Annotated in this window: 23 protein-coding genes; 9 read left to right on the forward strand and 14 right to left on the reverse strand. The window is 67.3% G+C overall.

Going from position 1 to position 21,125, the window contains the following annotated elements:
• Nucleotide 1 precedes the first annotated feature (1 nt).
• The 3 genes from ACLJQ7_RS36395 to ACLJQ7_RS36405 are packed head-to-tail and all read left to right on the forward strand — an operon-like array spanning nt 2 to nt 2,691.
• On the forward strand, nt 2–850 hold the full coding sequence (locus tag ACLJQ7_RS36395; RefSeq protein ID WP_410652707.1) for an alpha/beta fold hydrolase: 849 nt from the start codon (nt 2–4) through the stop codon (nt 848–850).
• Nucleotides 851–881: 31 nt separating this feature from the next.
• Nucleotides 882–2,096, forward strand: coding sequence for an MFS transporter (locus ACLJQ7_RS36400; protein WP_410652708.1), 1,215 nt, complete (start codon nt 882–884; stop codon nt 2,094–2,096).
• Nucleotide 2,097: 1 nt separating this feature from the next.
• The gene (locus ACLJQ7_RS36405; protein WP_410652709.1) at nt 2,098–2,691 is read left to right on the forward strand and encodes a cysteine hydrolase family protein; all 594 of its coding nucleotides are present in this window, start codon (nt 2,098–2,100) and stop codon (nt 2,689–2,691) included.
• Nucleotides 2,692–2,785: 94 nt separating this feature from the next.
• Here ACLJQ7_RS36405 and ACLJQ7_RS36410 read toward each other — a convergent pair whose 3' ends face one another.
• Nucleotides 2,786–3,613: a helix-turn-helix domain-containing protein gene (locus tag ACLJQ7_RS36410; protein WP_410652710.1), complete on the reverse strand. Its 828-nt coding sequence runs from the start codon at nt 3,611–3,613 to the stop codon at nt 2,786–2,788.
• Nucleotides 3,614–3,743: 130 nt separating this feature from the next.
• Between ACLJQ7_RS36410 and ACLJQ7_RS36415 the strand changes: the two genes are divergently transcribed.
• Nucleotides 3,744–4,664, forward strand: coding sequence for an NmrA family NAD(P)-binding protein (locus ACLJQ7_RS36415; protein WP_410652711.1), 921 nt, complete (start codon nt 3,744–3,746; stop codon nt 4,662–4,664).
• Nucleotides 4,665–4,805: 141 nt separating this feature from the next.
• Nucleotides 4,806–5,318, forward strand: a complete 513-nt coding sequence (locus ACLJQ7_RS36420; protein ID WP_410652712.1) for a CHAT domain-containing protein — start codon at nt 4,806–4,808, stop codon at nt 5,316–5,318.
• A 429-nt stretch (nt 5,319–5,747) separates the two neighbouring features.
• Here the strand turns inward: ACLJQ7_RS36420 and ACLJQ7_RS36425 are convergent, their stop codons facing one another.
• The 3 genes from ACLJQ7_RS36425 to ACLJQ7_RS36435 form a co-directional block, all read right to left on the reverse strand.
• Entirely contained in the window at nt 5,748–5,891 is a 144-nt protein-coding gene (locus ACLJQ7_RS36425) for a hypothetical protein (RefSeq protein ID WP_410652713.1), read from the reverse strand.
• The gene (locus ACLJQ7_RS36430; RefSeq protein ID WP_410652714.1) at nt 5,888–6,463 is read right to left on the reverse strand and encodes a DivIVA domain-containing protein; all 576 of its coding nucleotides are present in this window, start codon (nt 6,461–6,463) and stop codon (nt 5,888–5,890) included. The genes ACLJQ7_RS36425 and ACLJQ7_RS36430 overlap by 4 nt, the downstream gene beginning before the upstream one ends.
• 406 nt (nt 6,464–6,869) lie before the next feature.
• Nucleotides 6,870–7,058 (reverse strand): hypothetical protein, encoded by a 189-nt coding sequence (locus ACLJQ7_RS36435; protein WP_410652715.1) that lies wholly within the window; start codon nt 7,056–7,058, stop codon nt 6,870–6,872.
• 136 nt (nt 7,059–7,194) lie between these two features.
• Between ACLJQ7_RS36435 and ACLJQ7_RS36440 the strand changes: the two genes are divergently transcribed.
• From ACLJQ7_RS36440 to ACLJQ7_RS36455, 4 genes are all read left to right on the forward strand, one after another.
• Nucleotides 7,195–8,541, forward strand: a complete 1,347-nt coding sequence (locus tag ACLJQ7_RS36440) for an ABC transporter substrate-binding protein (protein ID WP_410652716.1) — start codon at nt 7,195–7,197, stop codon at nt 8,539–8,541.
• Between the two features lie 98 nt (nt 8,542–8,639).
• The gene (locus ACLJQ7_RS36445) at nt 8,640–9,485 is read left to right on the forward strand and encodes a carbohydrate ABC transporter permease (protein ID WP_410652717.1); all 846 of its coding nucleotides are present in this window, start codon (nt 8,640–8,642) and stop codon (nt 9,483–9,485) included.
• A gap of 99 nt (nt 9,486–9,584) precedes the next feature.
• Complete coding sequence (locus ACLJQ7_RS36450) at nt 9,585–10,382, forward strand: carbohydrate ABC transporter permease (protein WP_410652718.1); 798 nt, start codon at nt 9,585–9,587, stop codon at nt 10,380–10,382.
• Between the two features lie 1,240 nt (nt 10,383–11,622).
• Entirely contained in the window at nt 11,623–12,294 is a 672-nt protein-coding gene (locus ACLJQ7_RS36455; RefSeq protein WP_410652719.1) for a tyrosine-type recombinase/integrase, read from the forward strand.
• Nucleotides 12,295–12,701: 407 nt separating this feature from the next.
• On the opposite strand, the gene ACLJQ7_RS36460 is transcribed toward ACLJQ7_RS36455, so the two are convergent.
• The 10 genes from ACLJQ7_RS36460 to ACLJQ7_RS36505 all read right to left on the reverse strand — a co-directional run bounded on the left by ACLJQ7_RS36460 (nt 12,702) and on the right by ACLJQ7_RS36505 (nt 21,039).
• Nucleotides 12,702–13,550 (reverse strand): oxidoreductase, encoded by an 849-nt coding sequence (locus ACLJQ7_RS36460; protein ID WP_410652720.1) that lies wholly within the window; start codon nt 13,548–13,550, stop codon nt 12,702–12,704.
• A gap of 2 nt (nt 13,551–13,552) precedes the next feature.
• Entirely contained in the window at nt 13,553–14,146 is a 594-nt protein-coding gene (locus ACLJQ7_RS36465) for a TetR/AcrR family transcriptional regulator (protein WP_410652721.1), read from the reverse strand.
• A gap of 308 nt (nt 14,147–14,454) precedes the next feature.
• Nucleotides 14,455–14,694, reverse strand: a complete 240-nt coding sequence (locus ACLJQ7_RS36470) for a hypothetical protein (protein ID WP_410652722.1) — start codon at nt 14,692–14,694, stop codon at nt 14,455–14,457.
• A 4-nt stretch (nt 14,695–14,698) separates the two neighbouring features.
• A complete protein-coding gene (locus ACLJQ7_RS36475) occupies nt 14,699–16,048 on the reverse strand; it encodes a TRAP transporter large permease subunit (RefSeq protein WP_410652723.1) in 1,350 nt (449 codons plus the stop codon).
• Nucleotides 16,049–16,115: 67 nt separating this feature from the next.
• Nucleotides 16,116–16,793, reverse strand: a complete 678-nt coding sequence (locus ACLJQ7_RS36480; RefSeq protein WP_410652724.1) for a molybdate ABC transporter substrate-binding protein — start codon at nt 16,791–16,793, stop codon at nt 16,116–16,118.
• Entirely contained in the window at nt 16,790–17,437 is a 648-nt protein-coding gene (gene otnC / locus ACLJQ7_RS36485) for a 3-oxo-tetronate 4-phosphate decarboxylase (RefSeq protein WP_410652725.1), read from the reverse strand. Before otnC ends, ACLJQ7_RS36480 begins: the two co-directional genes overlap by 4 nt.
• Nucleotides 17,434–18,672, reverse strand: a complete 1,239-nt coding sequence (gene otnK / locus ACLJQ7_RS36490) for a 3-oxo-tetronate kinase (protein WP_410652726.1) — start codon at nt 18,670–18,672, stop codon at nt 17,434–17,436. The genes otnC and otnK overlap by 4 nt, the downstream gene beginning before the upstream one ends.
• The gene (locus tag ACLJQ7_RS36495) at nt 18,669–19,277 is read right to left on the reverse strand and encodes a hypothetical protein (protein ID WP_410652727.1); all 609 of its coding nucleotides are present in this window, start codon (nt 19,275–19,277) and stop codon (nt 18,669–18,671) included. The genes otnK and ACLJQ7_RS36495 overlap by 4 nt, the downstream gene beginning before the upstream one ends.
• Nucleotides 19,274–20,071 (reverse strand): hydroxypyruvate isomerase family protein, encoded by a 798-nt coding sequence (locus ACLJQ7_RS36500; RefSeq protein ID WP_410652728.1) that lies wholly within the window; start codon nt 20,069–20,071, stop codon nt 19,274–19,276. The genes ACLJQ7_RS36495 and ACLJQ7_RS36500 overlap by 4 nt, the downstream gene beginning before the upstream one ends.
• A complete protein-coding gene (locus ACLJQ7_RS36505) occupies nt 20,068–21,039 on the reverse strand; it encodes a phosphoglycerate dehydrogenase (RefSeq protein WP_410652729.1) in 972 nt (323 codons plus the stop codon). The genes ACLJQ7_RS36500 and ACLJQ7_RS36505 overlap by 4 nt, the downstream gene beginning before the upstream one ends.
• Between the last annotated feature and the right edge of the window lie 86 nt (nt 21,040–21,125).

A 21,125-nucleotide genomic window follows, 5' to 3' on the forward strand; every position in this document is an offset into this window, starting at 1 on the left:
CATGCGAACGTTCGACGCCCCTGACGGCACCTGCCTCGCCTACCGGATTCGCGGTTCCGGCCCGCCACTGATCGCCGTGCCCGGCGGCCCCGGCCGCGGCGGCGACTATCTGTCCGGCATCGCCGACGCGCTGCCGAACACCGTCGTACTGCTGGACAATCGGGGGACCGGCGCGTCCGCGGCCCCGCGTGACCCGGACGGCTACCACGTCGACCGCTTGGTGGAGGACGTGGACGCGTTGCGCCGCCACCTGGATCTGGCGACAGTCGACCTGCTCGTCCACTCGTCCGCCGGCAACGTCGGGATACGCTACGCCTGCCGATGGCCGGAGCACCTGCGCACGTTGACGCTGGTCTCGCCCAGTGCGCGGGCCGCGGGTATCGCCGTGCCGGACATGCGTGAAGCGCTGGAACGGCGTGCGGCCGAACCGTGGTACACCGACGCCAAGCGGGCTCTCGACGCGTGGGCCGCCGCCGGCACCATCGGTGAGTCGCTGCCATACCGGCTGGGCGCGGCCCCGTTCTTCTACGGTCGCTGGGACGACACCGCTCGCGCCCACGCCGCGGCCGAGGACACGGTCGTCGACGCCGCGGAGGGCTTCTACCGGGATTTTCCCGACGACGCCGACGACGTACGCGCCCGCCTGGCGGAATCGCCTGTCCCGGCCCTCGTCCTCATCGGCGAACTCGACCCGTTCCCCACGCCCGCCACCGGCCGCCTCCTGGCAGACGCTTTCGCCAGGGGCACGCTCGTCGTACAGCCCGACGCCGGCCACTATCCGTGGCTGGACGACCCGTCGGGATTCAGCGCGATCGTCGGTGGCTTCACGACCGCGGACCTCCGATCGTGACGGCCCGTGCGCGCCCAGTAAGGTGTGGCCGATGACCACCCCGGTGGACACCCCGCGGAAGTCGTTGCCGCGCAGCTATCTGCTGTGGCTCGGTGGTGCGTTGACCTCGCAGCTCGGCGACGCGGTGCTGTACTTCGCGCTGGGCTGGGCGGCGTCGGTGCACGGCGGTGTCGCGGCAGGACTCGTCCTCACCTCGATCGCGCTGCCTCGCACGTTGTTGCTGCTGCTGGGCGGAGCCGTGGGCGACCGCGTCGGCGCACGCCGAGTGATGATCATCGGCGACGCCGTCATGATCGGCGTCGCGCTACTGCTGGCCATCACCACGACATGGATCGGCGCGCCCGTTCTCCTGTTGGTCGTCGCCGGCCTGATCGTCGGCACCAACGACGCCTTCTACCTGCCGTCGTCGGGATCGATGCCGCGCCAGCTCGTCGAGGACGAACTGGTGGGGCGGGCACTGGCGTTGCGGCAGAGCGGCAGCCAGCTCATCAGCGTGATCGGCGCGCCCCTTGGCGGCGTCCTCGTGGCCTTCGCCGGGGTGCCCGCCGCCGCGTGGCTGGACGCCGTGACGTTCGGGATCGTGCTGGTCGTACTGGTGCGGGTGCGGCCGCGGTTCGCCCCGCCGCCACCGGCGCAGCGCAAACACATCGCGCGCGAAGCTCTCGACGGCGTGCGGATCGCGTTCACCACAGCGGGTCTGGGCCCGGCGTTGCTGCTGGTCGCCGGGGCCGCCGGGTTCATCCTGCCGTTCAGCTCGATCCTCATCCCGTTGCTGGCGCGGGAACATGCCTGGGGTGCGACCGGCGCGGGCGTGCTGGTCGGCGTCCAGGCCGCCGGCACGATCGTCACCACGCTGATCGTCAGCAAGCGCGGCGTCGGTACGCGCGCCGGGCTCATCGCCGTCGGCGGGCTGGCGGCCGTGGGCTTGGGGCAGTTCGTGGTCGGCCTCACCGGGACCATGCCAGGCGCGGTCGCCGGCGTTCTGCTCATGGGCCTCGCGAGCGGAGTGTTCATCACCCACCTGAACCCGGTGCTGCTCAAGGCCGCACCCCCGGAGTACCTGGCCCGCGTGCAGGCACTGCTGGCGCTCGTGCAGAGCGTGACCCTGCTGATCACGAACAACGCGATCGGCACGGTCGCCCATGCCTTCCGGCCCGAGACGGCTGTCTACGGCTGCGCTGCCGTCCTGCTCGGGTGCGCGGGTGCCGGCCTCGCCAGCGGAGCGATCCGCCGGATCACCGATTGACATGAACGGAACCACCGCACTCCTCATCATCGATGTCCAGCGCGGCTACTTCGACGGCAAGCCGGGCTTGCACGAGCCCGACCGCTTCCTCGACGTCCTCACTCGTCTCCTGGACCGTGCGCGCGCCGCGGAAATCCCCGTGGTCTACACGCGGTACGCGGGAGAGCCTGGCAACGTCGTCGAGTACGGCACCGAAGCGTTCGACGTGCACGACCGCGTCGCCCCTGCCCCCGCGGACTACGTGCTGGACAAACGCTCCACCGACTCGTTCCACGAGACCGGCCTGAACGAGCTGCTGACCCGGCTGGGCGTGGATCACCTCTGCGTCACCGGTTGTGTCAGCGAGCTGTGCGTCGACACGACGTGCCGCAGCGCCCTGGTCCAGGGTTACCGGACGACACTCGTCGCCGACGGCCACGCCACCGTGGACGCGCCGCTCGAGGGCGTACCACCGCGTCAACGAGCCGACCTGCTGAACCTGGTACTCAGCCGCGTGGGCACCGCGGATCGGATGATCAGTGTCCGCCGAGCCGAGGAAGTCACCTTCACCACCGTCGGTTCGGCGGGAAGCCTGCGCGAGTCTCGATCGCACTGACCCCAGGTGATCGTGAGAATGTCGGCGGTTCACCGATGCAGTGGGGGCGAACCCGCACAAACCCTCCAGCGCTGGAAGAGCTGATTGCTTTCGGCTAAGGCGTTGCGATCGCCGGCTCGGCAAGCCTTCGTAGTGCGCGTTCGGAGTCGGAGCCTGGCTCAGCCTGGTAGATCCACAGCTGCAGATCGGGGTGATCGGGGAGGGTCATCACGTGCTGGTAAAGCGTGAGCCGGCCCGCTATCGGATGGTGAAAGTGTTTGACCGCGCTGCCTTTGCGGTGAATGTCATGGCGAGCCCACAGCTCGCGGAATCGGTCGCTGCGCAGTGACAGTTCCCCGATCAGTTCGATCATCTGCGGCGTGTGCGGTGGGGGCCCGGCGGCGGCGCGCAGCGTCGCGACAGTGCATTGGGCAAGTTGGTCGGGGTCCTCGACGAAGCGGGCCACCGTATCGTCGAGGAAGGCCATCCGTGCCAGGTTGTCACGCAGAGGTAGTCCGTCGTAGAGGGCATCGGCGGGTCTGTTGCGGGCGGTGACCTCCAGCCAGGAGGTGACGAGCATCGCCGGAGTGGTGATCTGCTGGAGCAGGACGGCCAAGGCACGATGGGTGTTTCCGAGATCCTGGTCCGCTTTCCCCGCGGGTCTGCCGGGTTCGGCGAGAGCGCGTAGGTAGGCGTGGGTGTCGTGGTCGAGCCGCAGTACCCGGGCCAGCGAATCGAGGACCTGAGTCGAGGGGCGATTCTCGCGGCCCTGCTCCAGGTGCACGTAGTAGTCGGTGCTGACCCCGGCCAGCATCGCGACTTCTTCACGGCGCAGGCCCGGGACCTGCCGTGCCGCGCCGGGGACGAGCCCGACCTGCTCCGGGCGCACGAGCGCGCGGCGCGCTCGCAGGAATTCGGCAAGAGCACCCGGTTTCGTCACCACGATGTCCAGATTACTTCTCGCCCGTTGGTTCGGGGTGGGTGTGTCAGCACTACCCCGCGGCCACGGACCGCTCCTACCGTCGGCGACATCGAGGAGACGGCACCGACCGTCGCGAAAGGAGACCGACCTGATGTTCGTGGTGACAGGAGCGACCGGACGCACCGGGCGTGTGGTGGTCGACGAGCTACTTCGAGCGGGCCGCGCCGTGCGCGCGATCGGCCGCAGCCGGCAAGGCCTGGCACCGCTTGAGGCTGGTGGTGCGGAGTCGTTTGTGGCCGATCCGACCGATCACGCCGCACTCACCGACGCCTTTACCGGCGCCGAGGGTGTCTACGTGATGGTCCAGCCCAACTACATCTCGGACAGCCCGGACTTCCCGGCGCACCAGCGCGCCATAGTCGACGCCATGACCGCGGCGCTCTCGAGCGCCGGAGTCGGGCGGGTGGTGACCTTGAGCAGCTGGGGTGCGGACAAATCAGGCGGCACCGGCCCGGTGGCCGGACTGCACCACCTCGAGCAACAGACCAACGCACTCCACGCCGTCGTGACTCACCTGCGCGCCGGCTACTTCATGGAGAACCTGCTCAGCCAGGTCGAGACCATCCGCCGCGCCGGGGTGATCACCGCCCCGTTCGATCCCGATGTCACGATGCCGTTCGTCGCCACCGCCGACATCGGCCGGGCCGCGGCCCACAGCCTGCTCACCCCGGCCCCCACGTCGGAGGTTCTCGAGCTGCAGGGGGAACGTGATCTGAGCATGGCCGAAGTCACCGAGGTCATCGGCAAGATCGCCGATCTGCCGCAGCTGCGCTACGTGCGACAGTCGATCGAGGAATTCGCCGCAGCTCAGCGCCGCGCCGGAGTGTCACAGAACGTCACCGGCCTCATGATCGAGGTCGTGCACGCGATCAATTCGCGGCACACCGCGACACTGCAGCCACGCTCGCCACGCACCACCACTCCGACCAGCATCGAAGCGTTCGTCGCCGAAACGGTCGTGCCACAGCTTCGGGCGGCGCTCGCCACCGGCGAGGGCCAGCGGGGCGAGTAGCGATGGGCGAATCACTCGATCAGTTGCTCGACGAGCAGGAGGTCACGCGACTGCTAGCCGGCGCTGTTCGCGGTGTCGGCTTCGGCCGGTGCGAGACCGAGTGCACCCAGCGTCGTCCCGCCGACGCCTGCCAGCCCCGCGTTGCGCAGCACCCTGCCCGACCACGGTAAACCGGCCGTGCACGACACCGTCGTGACCGCATTGCGGGAGACCCGGATCGCGCACTTCACCTGCCATGGGCTCGCTGATCTCCACAACCCGACCGCCAGCCGGCTTCTCCTCGAGGATCATGAACAAAAGCCCCTTACTGTCGCCAGAATCGCAGGCACCGTGTTGCCCCATGCCGAACTGGCCTATCTCTCGGCATGCAGCACCACCGACACGACAGCGGATTACACCGATGAGGCCGTCACACTCGCCACCGCGTTCCAATTGGCCGGGTACCGCGCCGTGGTCGGGGCACCGTGGCCGGTCAACGACCATGCTGCCAGCACAATCGCACAGGACTTCTGCACCTACCTCACCGCGAACGGCAGTACAGAACCTGACACCGCAGCGGCGGCCGCGGCACTGCACCACGCCCTCCGGAAGCACCGTGCGCGGCGACTCCACCTGCCGACCCAATGGACCGCTTACGTGCACACCGGCGCCTGATAATTCTGCGATCCCGGCGGCATCCGAAGCCTCAATCCTCGTCGACCCGCCTGGCTGCCGCCACAGTGTGGTGAGCCCGTGACCAACCATCATCACGTCGTTCGTTGAGCACCGGTCTTCTCGGATCTCCATTCTGCCCCTCGCGCGTGGTGTGAGGTATGAGCCAGGTCCGTTATCGCTCAACGAAGCTGCAGCGGCGGCTGCACCAAATCTCGACAAACGGCGGTTGCTTCCCCCGTCGGGCGACAGTCGGCTCGTGTTATATGCGCCGTCTATCTTAAGGCAGGTCAAGATGACGGAGGTGCAAAAGCCGTCGCGTCGTAACGGACCTCCGGGTGCCGCCGGATCGATGGATTCCTGATCGCCGAGGACGACCCGGTGACCCAGCAGCGGAGTGAACGGGCGGACGCAGAGGACATCCAGATCCAGCTAGATCCCGCCTTTCGCGCTCAGGATGTCGCGTCTCGCCACGTCCGCGCTGTGCGCGACGTGCTCGATGGGCGTCCCGGCGACGAGGTTCACGGACAGTGTATTGACCTGAGACGTCGTGGGACGCGGCTGGCGGAACGTCATCCGTCATTCCTCGGGCCACCGGCCGTGGACTTCTCCTCGGCAGGACCTTCGGCCTTGACCTCGCCGCCGAAGCGAGCACGTAATTCATCGACGGCGTGCGCGATCTCCCCGAGTTCGGACAGGACCGCCCGATGCGCCTTCTGGATGGCCGCCGCTTCCTCCCCGGCACGAGAAAGGATGAGCTGGGCCTCGCGATGCGCGGCGCGTTCCGTCTCATCGCGGGCGTTCTCCGCCTCGGCGGCGGTTTTCTGGGCGGTCGCCAGCAGGTCCTCGCTTTGCTTGCGGGCCTGTTCCTTGATGTCCCCGGCTTCGGCTTTGGCGACCGCGATAATCTTTTCGATCCGCCTTCCCAGCCCACTGGCCTGGTCCGGTTCCGGAGTCCGAGGCGTCGGAACCTGGGCTTTGGCGAGCCTGCGTTCCGCTGTCCTCCGGGCTTTCTCGTGTCGATCCACACGCTTCTCCATCGCCCGCACGTATTCGTCGACCTGTCGGCGGTCGTATCCCCGCAGGACGATCGGGAATTGGACGGCGGACTCCGTTGTGGCCTCGTCTTCGGACACCATACTTTCCATGCGTCAAGTGTCGGATACGGCAAGAAGACCGGCAAACCGAAACCTGATATCGGCGCCACCAGAAGCACTTTCGGGAAGCCATCCGAGAGGAGTGCCCGCCGAGTACATCACCGATCGACATCCTCTCATTGTGAAACAATGCCCCTCGCAGGGTTAACCCTATCGCGGGGCTTGCTCACCCATTGTTGCCGGCTTACCGGCCGCGACACGCGCGCGATCACTCTAATTTGATGTTTGTTTTCGCATCACCGTCGCTGCTCTGGCCCCTTGATCACTCCATGAAAGCGAAGATCGGGGTGGCGGTCGGGCACACACCACACCCACGACACCGTCCTGCGAGGCCCAACGGCTTCGGTAACGCGCCTCCCACCTTCCCGGACCGCGGACCTCGACACGGGCGATCCTGTCATCGAGCCGAACCACCAGGTGTTCTCCGGTGATCGCGGAGCAGGCCGGCCTCACTGAATGCGATGCGGACATCGCGCGTGAAGCCGGCGGTGTCGTCGAGCCCGAACGCTGTGTATTGCAGGACAAAACCGTGCAGCAGCGCCATCACCACCCGCGCTCCGCGATCGGGATCCAGTTCGGACGGCACGCTGCCCGCCCGCTGGCCGTGGCGGAGCGCGTCCGCGATACGTCCGCGTACGTGCTCGAAGCCTGTTCGGCTGGTTTGCGCGGTGGCTTCGGCGGGTATTCGAGACTGGCCAATCGCGATGGGGCGGAGGTGGCGTATGCCGGGCGGGTACACACGACTGCGGGCGGGACTGCTGGTCATCGCGCTGGCGGTGAGCGGCTGCGGCGGAGTCAGCTCGACGGTCGAAAGCGGCGGAACCACACTCGTCACCATGGGATTCGGAGCAGGGGATGAGATCGCCAAGACCCGGATCGAGCTGGCGGACAAGGTGATCGCCCCAGCTACCGTCAAGGTCGGCGGCAGCGCCTTCGACGCACAGCAGTTCCTGGCCGCGGTGGCTTCGGGGAGCCCCCCGGACATCGTCTACCTCGACCGCCAACTGCTCGGCACCTATGCGGCGCGGGGCACTTTGGCGCCCCTGGGCGAATGCGTCCGGGACAGCCAGGTGAGGATGGGGGAGTTCCGGGAGGCCGCGGTGGCCGAGGTGACCCTGCGCGGTCAGCTGTACGGGCTGCCGGAGTCCTACAACAATCGCCTGATCATGGTCAATGATGCGGTGGTGCGCCAGGCCGGTGCCGATCCGTCGGAGGTCGGCACCACGGACCGGGCGAAGCTGGCCACACTCACCCGAACCCTCACCGGTCGCGACGGTGGTGGAGCGCTCACCCGGATCGGTTTCGACCCGAAACTCCCGGAGTTTCTTCCTTTGTGGGCCAAGGCCAACGGGGTCACGATGCTCAGCGAAGACGGACTCAAGGCCAACCTCGACGACCCGCGGCTGATCGAGATACTGGACTACACGGCCGGTCTGATCGAAGCACAGGGTGGCTGGGGCAGGATGAAAGCGTTCCGCGACACTTTCGACTTCTTTGGCGCGAAGAACCCGTTCGCCACCGGTCAGCTCGCCGCCGGGCCAATGGACGACTGGTACCTCAACGTGCTGGCCAACCACTCGCCGCAAATCAACCTGTCCGTCCGGCCGTTCACGGATCAGCACGGCGCGTCGATCGACTGGGTCACCGGCTCCGCATGGGCCATTCCGGCGGCAAGCAAGCACAAGAAGGAAGCGTGCGCCTGGATCGCGACGATGACCAAGTCGGATTCTTGGATCGCCGCCGCACGGGCAAGGGCCGACGCGCGCAAGGCCGCCGGAAAACCGTTCACCGGTGTCTACACCGGAAACCGGGTGGCCGACGAGAAGATCTTCGGTGAGCTGGTCAAGCTCGATGACAAACCGGTTTTCGGGAACGCCGTCAAGACGGTTCTCAACGCGCAGAGAACGGCCTTCTCGATGCCGTCCTCACCCGCAGGTGCGGAATTCAAGGCAGCGTGGCAGGACGCGGTGAATCGCGTGCTCTCCGGTGTCCAGAGCGCTGCGGTTGCGTTACATCAGGCACAGGCGGAGGCTCAGCGGGCACTCGACCTCGCAGCGCAGCACCGGTGAGCGTGGCCGTGCCCACTCGCGGGGCGAGGATACGGAACTGGGCGCGGGGTTTTCGGCGGCGGGAAACCTTGGCCGCGTACGCGTTCTTGTCACCGTGGATGATCGGCTTCCTGATCTTCATGCTGATCCCGATGGTGGCCAGTTTCGTGCTCTCACTGACCGACTACGACGCCCTGCGGGCGCCGACCGCGGTCGGTTTCGCCAACTATCGTCAGTTGATGGAGGACCCTGACGTCCGCAAAAGCCTGACCAACACCCTGGTCTACGCGCTCATGTCGGTGCCGTCGACGATGGCCGTTTCACTCGGGCTCGCCGCGTTGCTGACCAGGACGGGGCGTCGGTCGGCCGGGATCTTCCGTACCTTGTTCTACCTGCCGGAGATCACCCCGAAGGTGGCCGTCGGCGTCCTGTTCCTATTCCTGTTCAATGGGCAGGCTGGCCTGGTCAACGAGGTGCTCGGGCTGTTCGGCGTGCAGGGACCGCAATGGAGCACCGACGGCGTGTGGATCAAACCGGGGCTGGTGCTGATGCACCTGTGGTCGGTCGGCAGCACGGTGGTGATCTACGTCGCCGCGTTGCAGGGTGTGCCCCCGGAGTTGTATGAAGCCGCGGAACTCGACGGTGCGTCACCGTGGCGCCGTTTCCGGCACATCACTGTTCCGATGATCAGTGGTGCGCTGTTCTTCACACTCATCGTGCAAACCATCGCGGCGCTGCAGACGTTCGACGAGGCATACACGGCGTTCTACGGCAACGCCTCCTCCGCCGGGTACAGCAGCGATGCCGCTCTCTTCTACCTGATCTACCTATTCCAGCAGGGTTTCCAGTTTCTGCACATGGGTTACGCCTCGGCCATGGCGTGGCTGCTGTTCGCGATCATCATGGTGATCACCCTGGTCCAGGTACGGCTGAGCAAGCGTTTCGTCTACTACGAGGGCAGGTGACGCATGGTTGTCCCGAGCAACTTGACTCCGGTCACCGAGCCGCTTCCGGGATCGGCGCGGGATGTGCGCCGGCGCGGGCGTCGGCGCCCACTGGTGTGGGTGGCGCTGGTGGCCGCGTCGGTGTTGTTCCTGTACCCGTTCGCCTGGTTGTTGAGCGCGTCGGTGAAACCGGGCGAACAGGTCTTCGACAACGCGCTGTTCCCTCAGCAGGTGGTGCTCGGCAATTACGCCGAGATCTGGCGCGCGGCACCGGTAGCGGCCTGGCTGTTCAACAGCGTGGCGGTGAGCCTCGCCGCCGCGCTCGCCGCGACGGTGGCCAGCTCACTGGTCGCCTTCGGCTTCGCCTACTTCCGTTTTCCTGGGCGCAACACGCTTTTCGGGCTGGTGCTCGCCACCATGATGCTGCCGGGGGCGGTCACCATGATCCCGGTGTATCTGATCTGGAACGAAGCCGGGCTGGCCAGCACCCAGGTGCCGTTGTGGGCAGGCAACCTGTTCGGCAGCGCGTTCTACATCTTCCTGCTGCGCCAGTTTTTCCTCGGGTTGCCGAGGGAGCTCTTCGAGGCCGCCCGCATCGACGGCGCGAGCTACTGGACGCTGTTTTGGCGGATCGCGGTACCGCTGTGCAAACCGGCGATGGTGGTGACTTTCGTCTTCGAACTCAAGGCCAGCTGGTCGGATCTGCTGAAGCCGTTGATCTACCTGCGGGACCCGGCGTTGTACACGCTACCGCGCGGCCTCAAGGCCCTTTCGGACCAGTTCGGCCAGGCAGGTGAACAGCGCTGGGAGATCGTACTGGCCGGTAGCGTGCTGACCACGTTACCGATGATCATCGTGTTCTTTCTCGCCCAGCGGCATTTCGTGGACGGCATCTCGACCCACCGTCGGACCGAGTAGTTCGATCACCACAACGGCGCCGTTCGGCCCGGCTGCCAGACGGCATCCAGTGGGTTCAGGCTCGACGGCAGCACGCCGATCGTTGCGCGCCGATTCGCATGCCTTGGGCGGGGGTGCGGGGTCGCTAGGCCACTCCGCACCGGACGTTTCCCTCACCTCGACCGGCGGGACGCGTTCGCTCCGGCCGGGTCGTCGAACAGGTACAGCCGACATTCCTTGCCCGGCTTAAGCTGAAACAGAATTGCGGTGACCGGGTCTGCGTGTCCATACATCTCTCCACCGAATGCGAACCGCAGGCGCGGTCTCGCCAGTGGTCCGGCCGGTCGTCAGCGCGGTCGAGCCGGTCGCGTCGTCGAACCGGTGATCGCGCCGATCGCCAGTCCCGTGCTGCACGCGCTGAAGCCCGTGAACGACCGGTCACACGTGCGGTAGGCGCGGATCCGCTGATCGAGGCCGTTTCTGAGCGTCAGGTGGGAGTACCGCCGGACGCTGCTCGGATTGACCTCGCAGCGGAGTCGAACCGATCAGGCAGCGCCGAACCGGTAACGGCGACGACGGGTTATGCCGTTGTCGTCACCCGAGATGCCGGTCCGCCGACCGACGAGGAGTGGACTGAGTTCCAGCAGCACCCTGTTGACTGCACCACGTCAAGATCAATGACCGGGCTGGATGCCTGGTCTGGTGGAAGGACGTGGTGTGGTCGAGGACATGCGGCGGGAGCTGGCCGAAGAGCGGCGATCTGTCCCGGCGGTCGGCGCGGTGGTCAAGGGCGAGACGTCCGACCTGCCGTTCGTGGTCGTGGACGACGACGGCGGGCGATTGGAGCCGGTCGTCGCGTACTTGCGGGATCTCATACTCGGCGACGCGAGCCCGTTGACGTGCCGCAGCTACGGGTTTGACCTGTTGCGGTGGCACCGGCTGTTGTGGTTCCTGGGGATCGAGTGGGACCGGGCGACTGAAGCCGACGTCGCGACCCTGGTGGCATGGTTGCGAGCGGTGCGCAATCCGCAGCGGCAGCGCAGTCGGCCGGGCTCGCCACCGGCGGGCTCGGTGAACCTCAAGACGGGCAAGCCGTCCCTTCGGGCTGGGTATGCACCGAGGACGATCAATCACGCTTTGATTGTGGTGCATGGCTTTTACGCGTTCCATAGTCGGTTCGGCGCGGGGCCGGTGGTCAATCCGGTGCCGGTCTCAGCGCAGCGTCGGCAGATGTTGGCCCACCGCAGCCCGTTGGAGTCCCATGCCATTCCTGTTCCAACGCAACACCGGCGCGGTCCCGCGCGTGATCTCGCCCGCGACAGTGCTGGTCATGCTCCGCCGCCGCTGCGCAGAGCTGGCCGAACAACACCCCGGCTTCCGCGCCACCAGCTTCACGCCGCACGACTTCCGCAGGCTTCTGGCCACAGACCTGGTGAACAACGGCCTGCCCATCCATATCGGCGCGGCATTACTCGGGCACTTGAACCTGCAGACCACCCGCGGATATGTCGCAGTGTTCAACGAGGATGTCGTGCGCCACTATCAGGAATTCCTCGACCGTCGCCGGCAGGCCCGGTCAGCGGATGAGTATAAGCCTGTCACCGACAGCGAGTGGTCTGAATTTGAGGAACATTTCGACCGGCGAAAGGTTGAGCTTGGCGGTTGCACGCGGCCATACGGTTCACCTTGCCAGCACGAACACTCTTGTTTGCGCTACCCAATGCTCGCCATAAACCCGAAAATGCTGCCCAGGCTCGACGAGATCGAGGAAGACCTGCTGGCCCGCCGCGAACGCGCTGAGCGCGAAAACTGGCTCGGTGAGGTCGAGGGCATCGACCTCACCCTCACCTACCTGCGGCAGAAACGGGAGGAGACCAAACGCCTCGCCCTCGTCGCGCCGGTCGAACTCGGCATGCCCCTCCTGGCCCGATGACCAACCACAGGTGTTCTGCCCATGACGCCACGGGCAGGGCACCTGGGGTCGGCGTACTGAGTTGTTTGCCCATTCATGTACGTGTGAACGTGCCCAGTTTCCTGCTACCCCTTGGCGACGTTACCGACGTCTGTCCTGGCTTTGCTCGAACCTCGTCTCGCGGGCAGCGCCAGGCGAGAATGTTGCCGCGACAACATCCGCTATTGCCGATGTCAGGTTGTTCGCCAACGGGTGATCAGGCGGGGCAGCGGTGGCGGTCATGGGCCTCATCGGTTGGGACGCAGCCGCGTCGGCCGACAGGCGGATCTGCCCCGGATCGACTTCGCGGTGACGTTGTCGCCGTTGGCTGCGGACGTCCACTCATGAGCCCTGCGCGGGACCTGGTGGGCTCGCCGGTCGCGTCGTGGTCAGTTCGAGGTGATCTGGTGACCATCGGGGAAGTCGGTGGAGCGAGACAGTTCCGCCCACTCGTGCAGATCCTTGTCGACCGCCGCGCGGCCGGCCGTAGCCAGTCGCAGCGCGTCCGAGCCCAGGACCAAATGCACTGGCGGCTTCTCGGCCTCCAGGACCTTCAGGACGGCCTCTGCCGCTTTGGCCGGGTTACCCAGTTGGTTGCCGCTGGCCGCTTGCCGGGCCGTGCGGATGGGTTCGAACAATGTGTCGTAGTCCTGAATGGACCGTTGCGTGCGGACCATCGACCGGCCCGCCCAGTCGGTGCGGAACGAGCCGGGTTCGATGATCGTCACGTGCACGCCGAAATCCGCGACCTCCTTGGCGACGGTCTCCAGTATGCCCTCCGCGGCGTACTTGCTGCCGCAGTAATAGGCCAGCCCGGGCACGGTCATCAGCCCGCCCATGGAGCTGACCGCGAACACGTGCCCCGCACGACGCTTGCGCATGAACGGCAGTACCGCCTGGACCGTGGCGGCCACACCGAACACGTTGACGGCGAACTGCGCCCGCAGCTCGGAGAGTGGTGATTCCTCGAACACTCCCTCGTGTCCATAGCCGGCGTTCGCGATGAGCACGTCGATCGGTCCGACCTGCGCCTCGATCTCACCCACGAGGGAGAACACGGCGTCGTCGTCGGTGACATCCAGCTGACGCGCGTGCGCACGTCCCGGCGCGAGCGCTTCGAATGCCGCGACGTCCTCCGCCCGGCGGGTCGTGCCGACTACGGTGTGCCCGGCGTCGAGCGCCCCTTGGGCGAACGCCCGGCCGAGACCGCTGCTGACACCGGTGATCAGGAAAAGCATGGCTACCCTCCAGGTAGGACGCGGCACCAGATCTCGACCATCGTCTCGGTCGTGCGATCCAGGCCGCCGGGTTGTGTTGACGCGTGGTAGAAGTTGCGTTCGGTCATCCAGCACAGGGCCTGGGCAAGCGCCGCCGCGCCGGTCGGGCCGCCCTCGTCGGGCAGGCCGGCCGCGACGAGGACACGAGTCATGGCCTCGGTGTTGTTGGCGATGGTGTCGCGCCACAGCCGGGCGATCTCGGGCACTTCGGGGCCGAACTCGACCGCCGCCCGCATCACGAGTCCGTGCTCACGCCAGGTGCTGGCCGTGTTCTCCACAGCCCTTCGCACGGTGTCGTGCGTGGGCAAGCCGGGGTCGGCGGACTGATCGTCCATGTGCAACCGGGCGACGGTGCGTGCGACCAGCGCGGCGAGAACCTCCTGTTTCGACCCAAAGTAGAAGTACAGCGAGCCGCGGGAGATTCCCGCACCCTTGGCGATCGACTCGACGGTCATCGGCTCGATGTGTTCCCGTTCGAGCAGCACCTCGGCGGCGTCCAGGATTGCCTGTTCCCGCAGATCGCCCTTGCTCGGGGTGTCACGCCGTTTCGCTGCCACGACACCAGTATGACACAGTGCCGAGAAAAATCTGCACTGTGTCGAAAAGGTTCTGCGTGACGTAGATCGTACTGTCGCGTCCTCAGACCACGATGGTGGCCGCAGCATCGAAGAGGATGTTCAGTGCTGTGAGGGCGTCCTGGTGGCCGAGTCCCTCCGGCCGCCAGGTGGCATAGACGACGCAGGCCAATGGACGGCTCGGGGACGCCGTGCCGCGCAACACCACCTGATCACCGAGATCAGTTAATGCGAGCAGCGGCCCACACCCCGACCAGGCGTATGCGATGTATACGCCTGGCCAGAGTTCGTCATTCGTCGGCGTCTGGCGCGTTCTCCCGTCCTTCGCGCGTATAGAGCAGGAGGAACGCGAGGATGCCGGCGATCCCGGCGACGACGCAGGCAGTGTCGGCGGCGTCGGTGCCGAAGACGGTCACGATCGGCCCGGAACCGACGATGATGCCGAGGGTTTGCCCGGCGACGACCACGAAGCCGCCGAGGAGGAACGCGAACAGGCAGACGCGGGTCGCGGCCAGCAGTATCCGGTACACGGGATCACGCTCCAGGGAGCCACAGCAGGCCGACGGCCATGAGGACGCCGAACAGCAGGGTGGGCAGCAGGTAGTAGAGGACGACCGGCACGAAGATCCGCACCGGGTTGATCTCGGCGATTCCGGCCGCGACGTAGAGCGGCGCCGCGCCGGGTGGGGAACATCCCTCCGAGGACGCCCACACGAGGATGGCGGCGAAGGCGACATGTGGAGGGATGCCGGCGGCGGTCAGCGCGGCGAACGCGACCGGGCCCACGGCGGCGACCGTGGACGTCGTGTTGAGCGGACCCGCGACGAGCACGATGACGACGCCGACCACGATGGCCGCCACCAGCGGGGAGACTCCGGTGAGCCCTTCCAGGTAGGGCTTGAGCTGGTCGTCGAGGCCGAGTGTCTTCAGCACGTTCGACGCGGCGAAGGCGGAGATCATCGTGACCCCGACCAGGCCGAGCTTCGGCCCGACCGCGCCGAACAGGTCCCACCACTGCGCCCGCCCCTTCGGCAGCAGCTTCCGCTCGACGAGCAGTCCGACCAGCAGCATGACGATCGGCAGCCAGATGAGCAGCGGGATCGCGTCGGGAGCGTCGATGCCGATCCGGGCCGAGACGAAGTCCGCGGTCGGCGGGGCGGTGAGCAGGATCGGGACGGCGATCGAGCCGAGGACGACCAGCGAGGGCCAGCCGACCTTGAACGACGCGCGCAGCGGATGGATGTCCTGCGGTTCCATGGCTTGCACACCACGGCGTTTCACGATGACGTACGCCATGATCAGCCGCATCCCCACCATCCAGGCGCCGGTGACGAAGATCGTCGCGACGATGTCACCCGCGCTGAGCACCGGCAATACGGTCGGCGCGGCCAGGAGGATGAAGAACGCGCCGCTGAAGGGGAAGGTGGCGCCGACGCCGGCGTTCCCGGACAGCACGAGGGCCGCGGTCTCGCCGCTGGCTTTGGACCGCTTCATCCAGGGGATGGTGATCGAGCCGACGGTGGCGACGATCGCGGCGCCGTTGTGGGCGACCGCGCCGAACAGTCCGGAGGCGACGGTCGCCGCGTAGGCCGAACCACCTCGGCGGCGGCCGAGGAACGAGCTGAGGATGTCGACCATCCGCTGTACGAGTCCGGTCCTGGTGAGCAGTTCGCTGACGAAGACGAACGCCAGCGCGGCGAAGGTGATCTCGGACTTGAGCCCGTCGACCAGACTTTCCCAGGCGACGATGAAGAAGTCCGTGCCCGCGAACGCGGCGGTGACGAGAAACCCGACCACCATCGCCTCGCCGATGTTGCGTCTGAAGACCGCGTTCCACACGACGATGGCGGCGATGAACGCGACCAGCGCCAGGATCGCGTTCATCCGCGAGTCCGGGGTGAGAAGTGCATGACGGGGAACCTCCGGTGACGTCGTTGGCAGAGAGGGAGAATCAGTCGGTGACGAGGCCGGCGTCGCGGTAGGCGGCCTTTGCCTCCTGGCCGGAGAGGAAGCGCAGCAGGTCCGCGGCCTCGGGCGGGGCCGTGCAGCCGAGCGCGGCGGACATTTCGCTGTAGTGCTGGGCCCCGTCGGGGAGCGGGCCGATGATCTTGGCCTGCGGGACGAACTTCAGTTCGCTGATCTGCTGGACGGCGAGGTCGGCGCGGCCGTCGGTGACGGCGAGTGCGGTGAAGCCCTTCTCGACGATGGTCGCCCGCGCGTTCACCTCGTCGGCGATGCCGAATTTTCGGATCAGGTCGGCGAAGTAGATGCCGCTCGCGCCGCTGCGTGAGTAAGCGACCGATCGCGCGGACGTGAGGGCCGTGCGCAGGGCGTCCACGGTGCCGATGTCCGGGCTGTCGAGTTCCGGCGCGGTGGCGATACCGATGCCGCTTCTCGCCAGCACCACGCGGGATTCGGGGGTGACCGCGCCGGCGGCCGCGAGTTCGGTGAAGGCGCTGGAAACGGCGATCACGACGTCGGGCTTGGCGCCTTCGCTGATCTTCTCGACCAGGATGGTCGTGGGGTCGTATGTGACGTCGACATCGACGCCGTGCTTCTTCGTGAACGCGTGCAGCAGCACGTCGTCGAGTGCTTTCTTCACCGAGAGGGCGCTGAAGAGGGTGATCATGGGGTGTCCCTTCGAACGGGTGGGGAGTGGAGGGCGTCGCGCTGACGACCGGTCAGCGGACGACTGGAATGGCCTCGCAGGAGCAGGAAGATCGCCGCGGTGTGCTCGAGTTCTTCGAGTGCGTCCAAGGCGGTGTCGAGGTTCGTCCCGGCGACCACCGGGCCGTGGTTGGCGAGCAGCAGCGCCGGGTGGTCGACGGCGGTGCGAGCGATCGGCTCGGCGACGGCGGGGTCACCCGGCGGGTGGTAGGGGAGCAGGGGGAGTCGGCCGACCCTCATCGCGAAGTACGCGGTCAGCGGCGGGATCGCGTCGTCCGGATCGAGACCGTCCAAACAGGACACGGCCGCGGAATGGGTCGAGTGGGTGTGCACGACCGCGTTGTCGGACGGACGCTCCCGCAGCACGATCGCGTGGAAGAAAGCCTCCTTCGACGGCGGTGGCCCGGCGACGTGGTTCCCGTCGGCGTCGATGACCGAGAGATCTCCGGGCCGCAAGGTGCCGAGGCAGGCTCCGGTGGGTGTGACGAGGATCTGTTCGCCGTAGCGCACCGAGATGTTGCCCGTGCGGCCGTGGGTGAGTCCCCGGTCGTAGAGGGAGCGAGCCGCGGCGATCACGCGTTCACGGTGAAGCCGGTCGGTGCTCATGAGCCGGACGCCGTCGCCAGGAGGCCCGGATCGCCGAAGTTGCCCGACTTGAGCAACAGGGCGGGATGATGGTCACCCACGGGGTGGATCCACGGCACCCCTGGTGCGGCTTCCGCTCCGATGACGCCGCCCCGGATGTCCAGTGCGCTGACGATCGCGCCCGACGTCTCGCCGCCGGCGACCACGAGTCGGCGTACTCCGCGTTCGGCGAGGCCGATGGCGATGAGCCCGGTCGCCTTCTCCAGTATCTCGGCCGAGCGCGCGACGCCCAGTTCTCGTTGCGTGCGTTCGAGGTCTGCAGGACTCGACGACGAGTAGACCAAGGGCCCGTCGACGCCGGTCAAGGAGTCGTACCAGGCAAGTGCTCCCGCCGCGAGGGCGTCGGGGTCGGGCGTTGTCACCGGGTCGAGCCGGTGCGCGGGACGGCCGAGCCGGGTCATGACGGCGACTTGCTCCAGTGTTCGCGCCGAGCAGCTTCCCGACAGCACCGCGGCCGGTCCGATCGGTGTGCGCGCTTCAGTCACCGTGGGAGCGGCGGAGGCGCGCGCGGCGGCGAGGCCGGCCGCGAGACCGGCCGCGCCGGCGACGAGCGGCGAGTTCACCGCGACCCGGCCCAGCAGGCGGAGGTCGTCTTCGGTGAGGGCGTCGACGAGGACGTAGCCGCTCTTGCCGGCGGCTGCCTCGCGCACCGCGGTTTCGCCGCGTCGGACGATGTCGTGAGTAATGAGCCTGACCGGTGTGGCGGTTTGCGCCCGCAGCAGCCGAGGCAGGCGTGAGTCGGTCATCGGGGTCGCGGGATGGTCGCGCAGGGGCGATTCGGCCAGCAGGGTGTCGCCGACGAAGAGGTGGCCCTGGTACTGCGTGCGCCCGTGCTCCGGTGAACTCGGCGTCATCACGACGTGGTCAGGCGACAAAGCCTGTGACAAGGCGTCGAGGACCGGGCCGATGTTGCCGCGCGGTGTCGAGTCGAAAGTGGAGCAGTACTTGAAGTAGATCTGTTCCGCGTTCCGGTTTTGCAGCCACCGCAACGCTTCCAAGGACGCTGAGATGGCGTCCGCGGCCGGGATCGCGCGGCTCTTGAGGGCGATCACGATCGCGTCGTGCGGTGAAAGAATCTCGGTTTCGGGCGGAACGCCGAAGAACAACAGGGTGCGCAGTCCGCCCCGGCGGAAGGCGACGGCGACGTCGGTCGCCCCGGTGAAGTCGTCGGCGATCGCGCCGAGCACGCCGGTCATCCGCTGATCACCGCCTTCAACTTCGCCGCGGCGCTGCGAGGCCCGGACACGACCGGCAGCCTGAGTGCCGCGGACAGCTCCTGCGCGGCCGGGGCCAGCGAGTACTGAGCCAGCAGAAGCAGATCCCAGGAACCCGCCTCCGCCCGGCAGGTTTCGACGAGCTTGTCCGGGGCGAACACGCCGCCGACCTCGACGGTGATTCCTCTTTCGCGTGCAGCCTGCTCGAAACGCGCCGTCGAGTCGCTCAGTGCGGAGGCCAGCGAGGCGACCACGAGGATCCTCGTGTGACCGCTGTAAAGCGCGTCATCGAAGGCCGCTTCGTCCGGCGCCAGGAGCGGTACAGGCGCGTCGACCTGCTTCGTGACCTCGCCATAGAGCGAGCACGTGAGCAGCACACCGTCGGCGCCGCCGCTCACCGCGTAGTCGATGAGGCGGCGCATCCGGTCGTCGAGTGCGGGCGTGCGGCCGTCTTCGCCGACGTCGGCCAGCAGCCTGTCATCGAGGATGTTCCACGGCTGAGCCTGCGGGAATCCTGTCGCCAGCGCGCTGACGGCCGGGGGGATCGCGGTCGGCGTGGCGCTGATCAACGCGATACGTGGGCTCATCGGATCTGCTCCTTGATCCATTCCAGTCCCGCTTCGGTGGTGATGGCGGGTCGGTACTCGCAACCGATCCAGCCGTCGTAGCCCTCGGACTTCAGGGTGTCGAAGACGTCGGCCCAGGGGATATCGCCGGTACCGGGCTCGGCCCGGCCGGGTGAGTCGGCGATCTGCACATGCGCGGTCCGGGGCAGGAACTCCCGCAGCGTCGCGACGACGTCCTTTTCGTCAATGGAGGCGTGGTAAACGTCGAAAAGCAGGCCCACGTGCGCCTGGTCGATCGAGTCGGCCACCGCGGCCGCGTGTGCCTGATCGTCGAGGAAGAAGCCTGGCGCGTCCTGTTTGTTCTGCGCCTCCAGCAGTAACCGGACACCGCTACCGCGCGCCTGGTCCGCGGCCCACGCGATGTTCGCGACGTACTGCGCGAAGGCACGGTCACGGGAGACGTTGATGGGCCGGATCCCGGCGGGCAGGTGCAGGAACGAACTGCCCAGGGCTACGGCGTACTCGAGGCCGAGTTCCACTCCCGCGCGGAACTCGGCCGCGCGCCCCGGAAGGCATGCGGAGCCGAGCCGTTCGGTGGAGCCGGGCTCGCCGGTGGGGGAGTTGATGAGGAGCTGGGTCAGGCCCGCGTCGGCGAGGCGCCGGACGAGCGTGGCCGCGGGGTAGGGGTATGGCGAGGCGTATTCGACGGCGGTGAAACCAGCCGCTGCGGCCGCGTCGAAGCGCTGTTCGAAGGGGAGGTCCGTGAACAGCCACTTGAGATTGGCGTCGAGCCGCAGTCCGTTGTGGAGGATCATCGGCGATATCCGGGATTGACCAGGTTGTCAGGTGTGTGCCCCCGCAGGACGTCGATCACCTGCTGGGCGGCCATCAAGCTGGACCGGGACCGGGCCTGTTCCGTCGCGGCCCCGATATGCGCGGTGACCACGACGTTGTCGAGCCGCCGCAGTCTGCTGTCGAGTGGCATGGGCTCCTCCGCGAGTACGTCCAGGGCCGCGCCTGCCAGCGCGCCGCTCTCCACCGCGTCGGCGAGGGCGTCCTCGTCCACCACCTCTCCGCGTGCCGTGTTGATCAGGAAAGCCCCGGGCTTGACCTTTCGCAGCGCGGACGCGTCGATCAGGTGCCGGGTGGAGTCGTCGAGGAAGATGTGCAGGCTGAGGAAATCTGCCTCCGCCAAGACCTCCTCGAAGGTGTGGGCTTCGACGCCGGTCTCCGCCAGGAAATCGTGGTCAGGGTACGGATCGTGGGCGATGACCCGCATCCCGAGCGACAACGCCAGACGGGCGACGGTCTTGCCGATCGAACCCAGCCCGATCAGGCCCAGCACCGCACCGTCGAGTTCCCGCCCGCTGCGCTGCTCCCAGCGGCCCGCTTGGACGCTCGCGATGTTCTGCGGGATCAGGCGAGCGCAGTTGAGCATGAGCGCCAGGACGTGCTCGGCGACCGACCTGCGGTTGGCCCCGGGGGTGTAGGTGATGGCCACGCCGCCGCGGGTCGCCGCGTCGAGATCGATGTTGTCGTAACCGACGCCGCAGCGGCCGAACACCTTGAGCTTGGGCGCGGCCCCGATGACGTCGGCGGTGAAGGTGTCGGTGCCCGCAACGATCCCGTCGGCGTCACGGACGAGGTCGGCCAGGGAAGTGCCGGTGGCCTCGCGCTGCGCGGGGGTGGTGAAGACGGTGTCGAAACCCGCGTCCGAGAGCAGCCTGTCGACCTCGCCGCCGGGCTTCAGATACGAGGTCGTCACGAGTACGCGCATGGTCATCCGGTTCGTTTCTCCTGTTCGAAGCAGTCTGATGCGGATACTATAGGATCTGTGTCAATACTATAGCGAGGTAAGGTCAGGGCAGT

The sequence above is a fragment of the Amycolatopsis sp. cmx-4-54 genome (assembly GCF_046548895.1).
GTDB lineage: Bacteria > Actinomycetota > Actinomycetes > Mycobacteriales > Pseudonocardiaceae > Amycolatopsis.

Bases quoted from the DNA above. Each gene is read 5' to 3' on its own strand.
- ACLJQ7_RS36400 (WP_410652708.1), top strand. From the start codon at position 882: ATGACCACCCCGGTGGACACCCCGCGGAAGTCGTTGCCGCGCAGCTAT.
- ACLJQ7_RS36475 (WP_410652723.1), bottom strand. From the start codon at position 16,048: ATGAACGCGATCCTGGCGCTGGTCGCGTTCATCGCCGCCATCGTCGTG.
- ACLJQ7_RS36460 (WP_410652720.1), bottom strand. From the start codon at position 13,550: ATGCTTTTCCTGATCACCGGTGTCAGCAGCGGTCTCGGCCGGGCGTTC.
- ACLJQ7_RS36405 (WP_410652709.1), top strand. From the start codon at position 2,098: ATGAACGGAACCACCGCACTCCTCATCATCGATGTCCAGCGCGGCTAC.
- ACLJQ7_RS36480 (WP_410652724.1), bottom strand. From the start codon at position 16,793: ATGATCACCCTCTTCAGCGCCCTCTCGGTGAAGAAAGCACTCGACGAC.
- ACLJQ7_RS36395 (WP_410652707.1), top strand. From the start codon at position 2: ATGCGAACGTTCGACGCCCCTGACGGCACCTGCCTCGCCTACCGGATT.
- ACLJQ7_RS36500 (WP_410652728.1), bottom strand. From the start codon at position 20,071: ATGATCCTCCACAACGGACTGCGGCTCGACGCCAATCTCAAGTGGCTG.
- ACLJQ7_RS36425 (WP_410652713.1), bottom strand. From the start codon at position 5,891: ATGACGTTCCGCCAGCCGCGTCCCACGACGTCTCAGGTCAATACACTG.
- ACLJQ7_RS36495 (WP_410652727.1), bottom strand. From the start codon at position 19,277: ATGAGCCCACGTATCGCGTTGATCAGCGCCACGCCGACCGCGATCCCC.
- ACLJQ7_RS36505 (WP_410652729.1), bottom strand. From the start codon at position 21,039: ATGACCATGCGCGTACTCGTGACGACCTCGTATCTGAAGCCCGGCGGC.
- ACLJQ7_RS36415 (WP_410652711.1), top strand. From the start codon at position 3,744: ATGTTCGTGGTGACAGGAGCGACCGGACGCACCGGGCGTGTGGTGGTC.
- ACLJQ7_RS36430 (WP_410652714.1), bottom strand. From the start codon at position 6,463: ATGGAAAGTATGGTGTCCGAAGACGAGGCCACAACGGAGTCCGCCGTC.
- otnC (WP_410652725.1), bottom strand. From the start codon at position 17,437: ATGAGCACCGACCGGCTTCACCGTGAACGCGTGATCGCCGCGGCTCGC.
- ACLJQ7_RS36455 (WP_410652719.1), top strand. From the start codon at position 11,623: ATGCCATTCCTGTTCCAACGCAACACCGGCGCGGTCCCGCGCGTGATC.
- otnK (WP_410652726.1), bottom strand. From the start codon at position 18,672: ATGACCGGCGTGCTCGGCGCGATCGCCGACGACTTCACCGGGGCGACC.
- ACLJQ7_RS36445 (WP_410652717.1), top strand. From the start codon at position 8,640: ATGATCGGCTTCCTGATCTTCATGCTGATCCCGATGGTGGCCAGTTTC.
- ACLJQ7_RS36440 (WP_410652716.1), top strand. From the start codon at position 7,195: ATGCCGGGCGGGTACACACGACTGCGGGCGGGACTGCTGGTCATCGCG.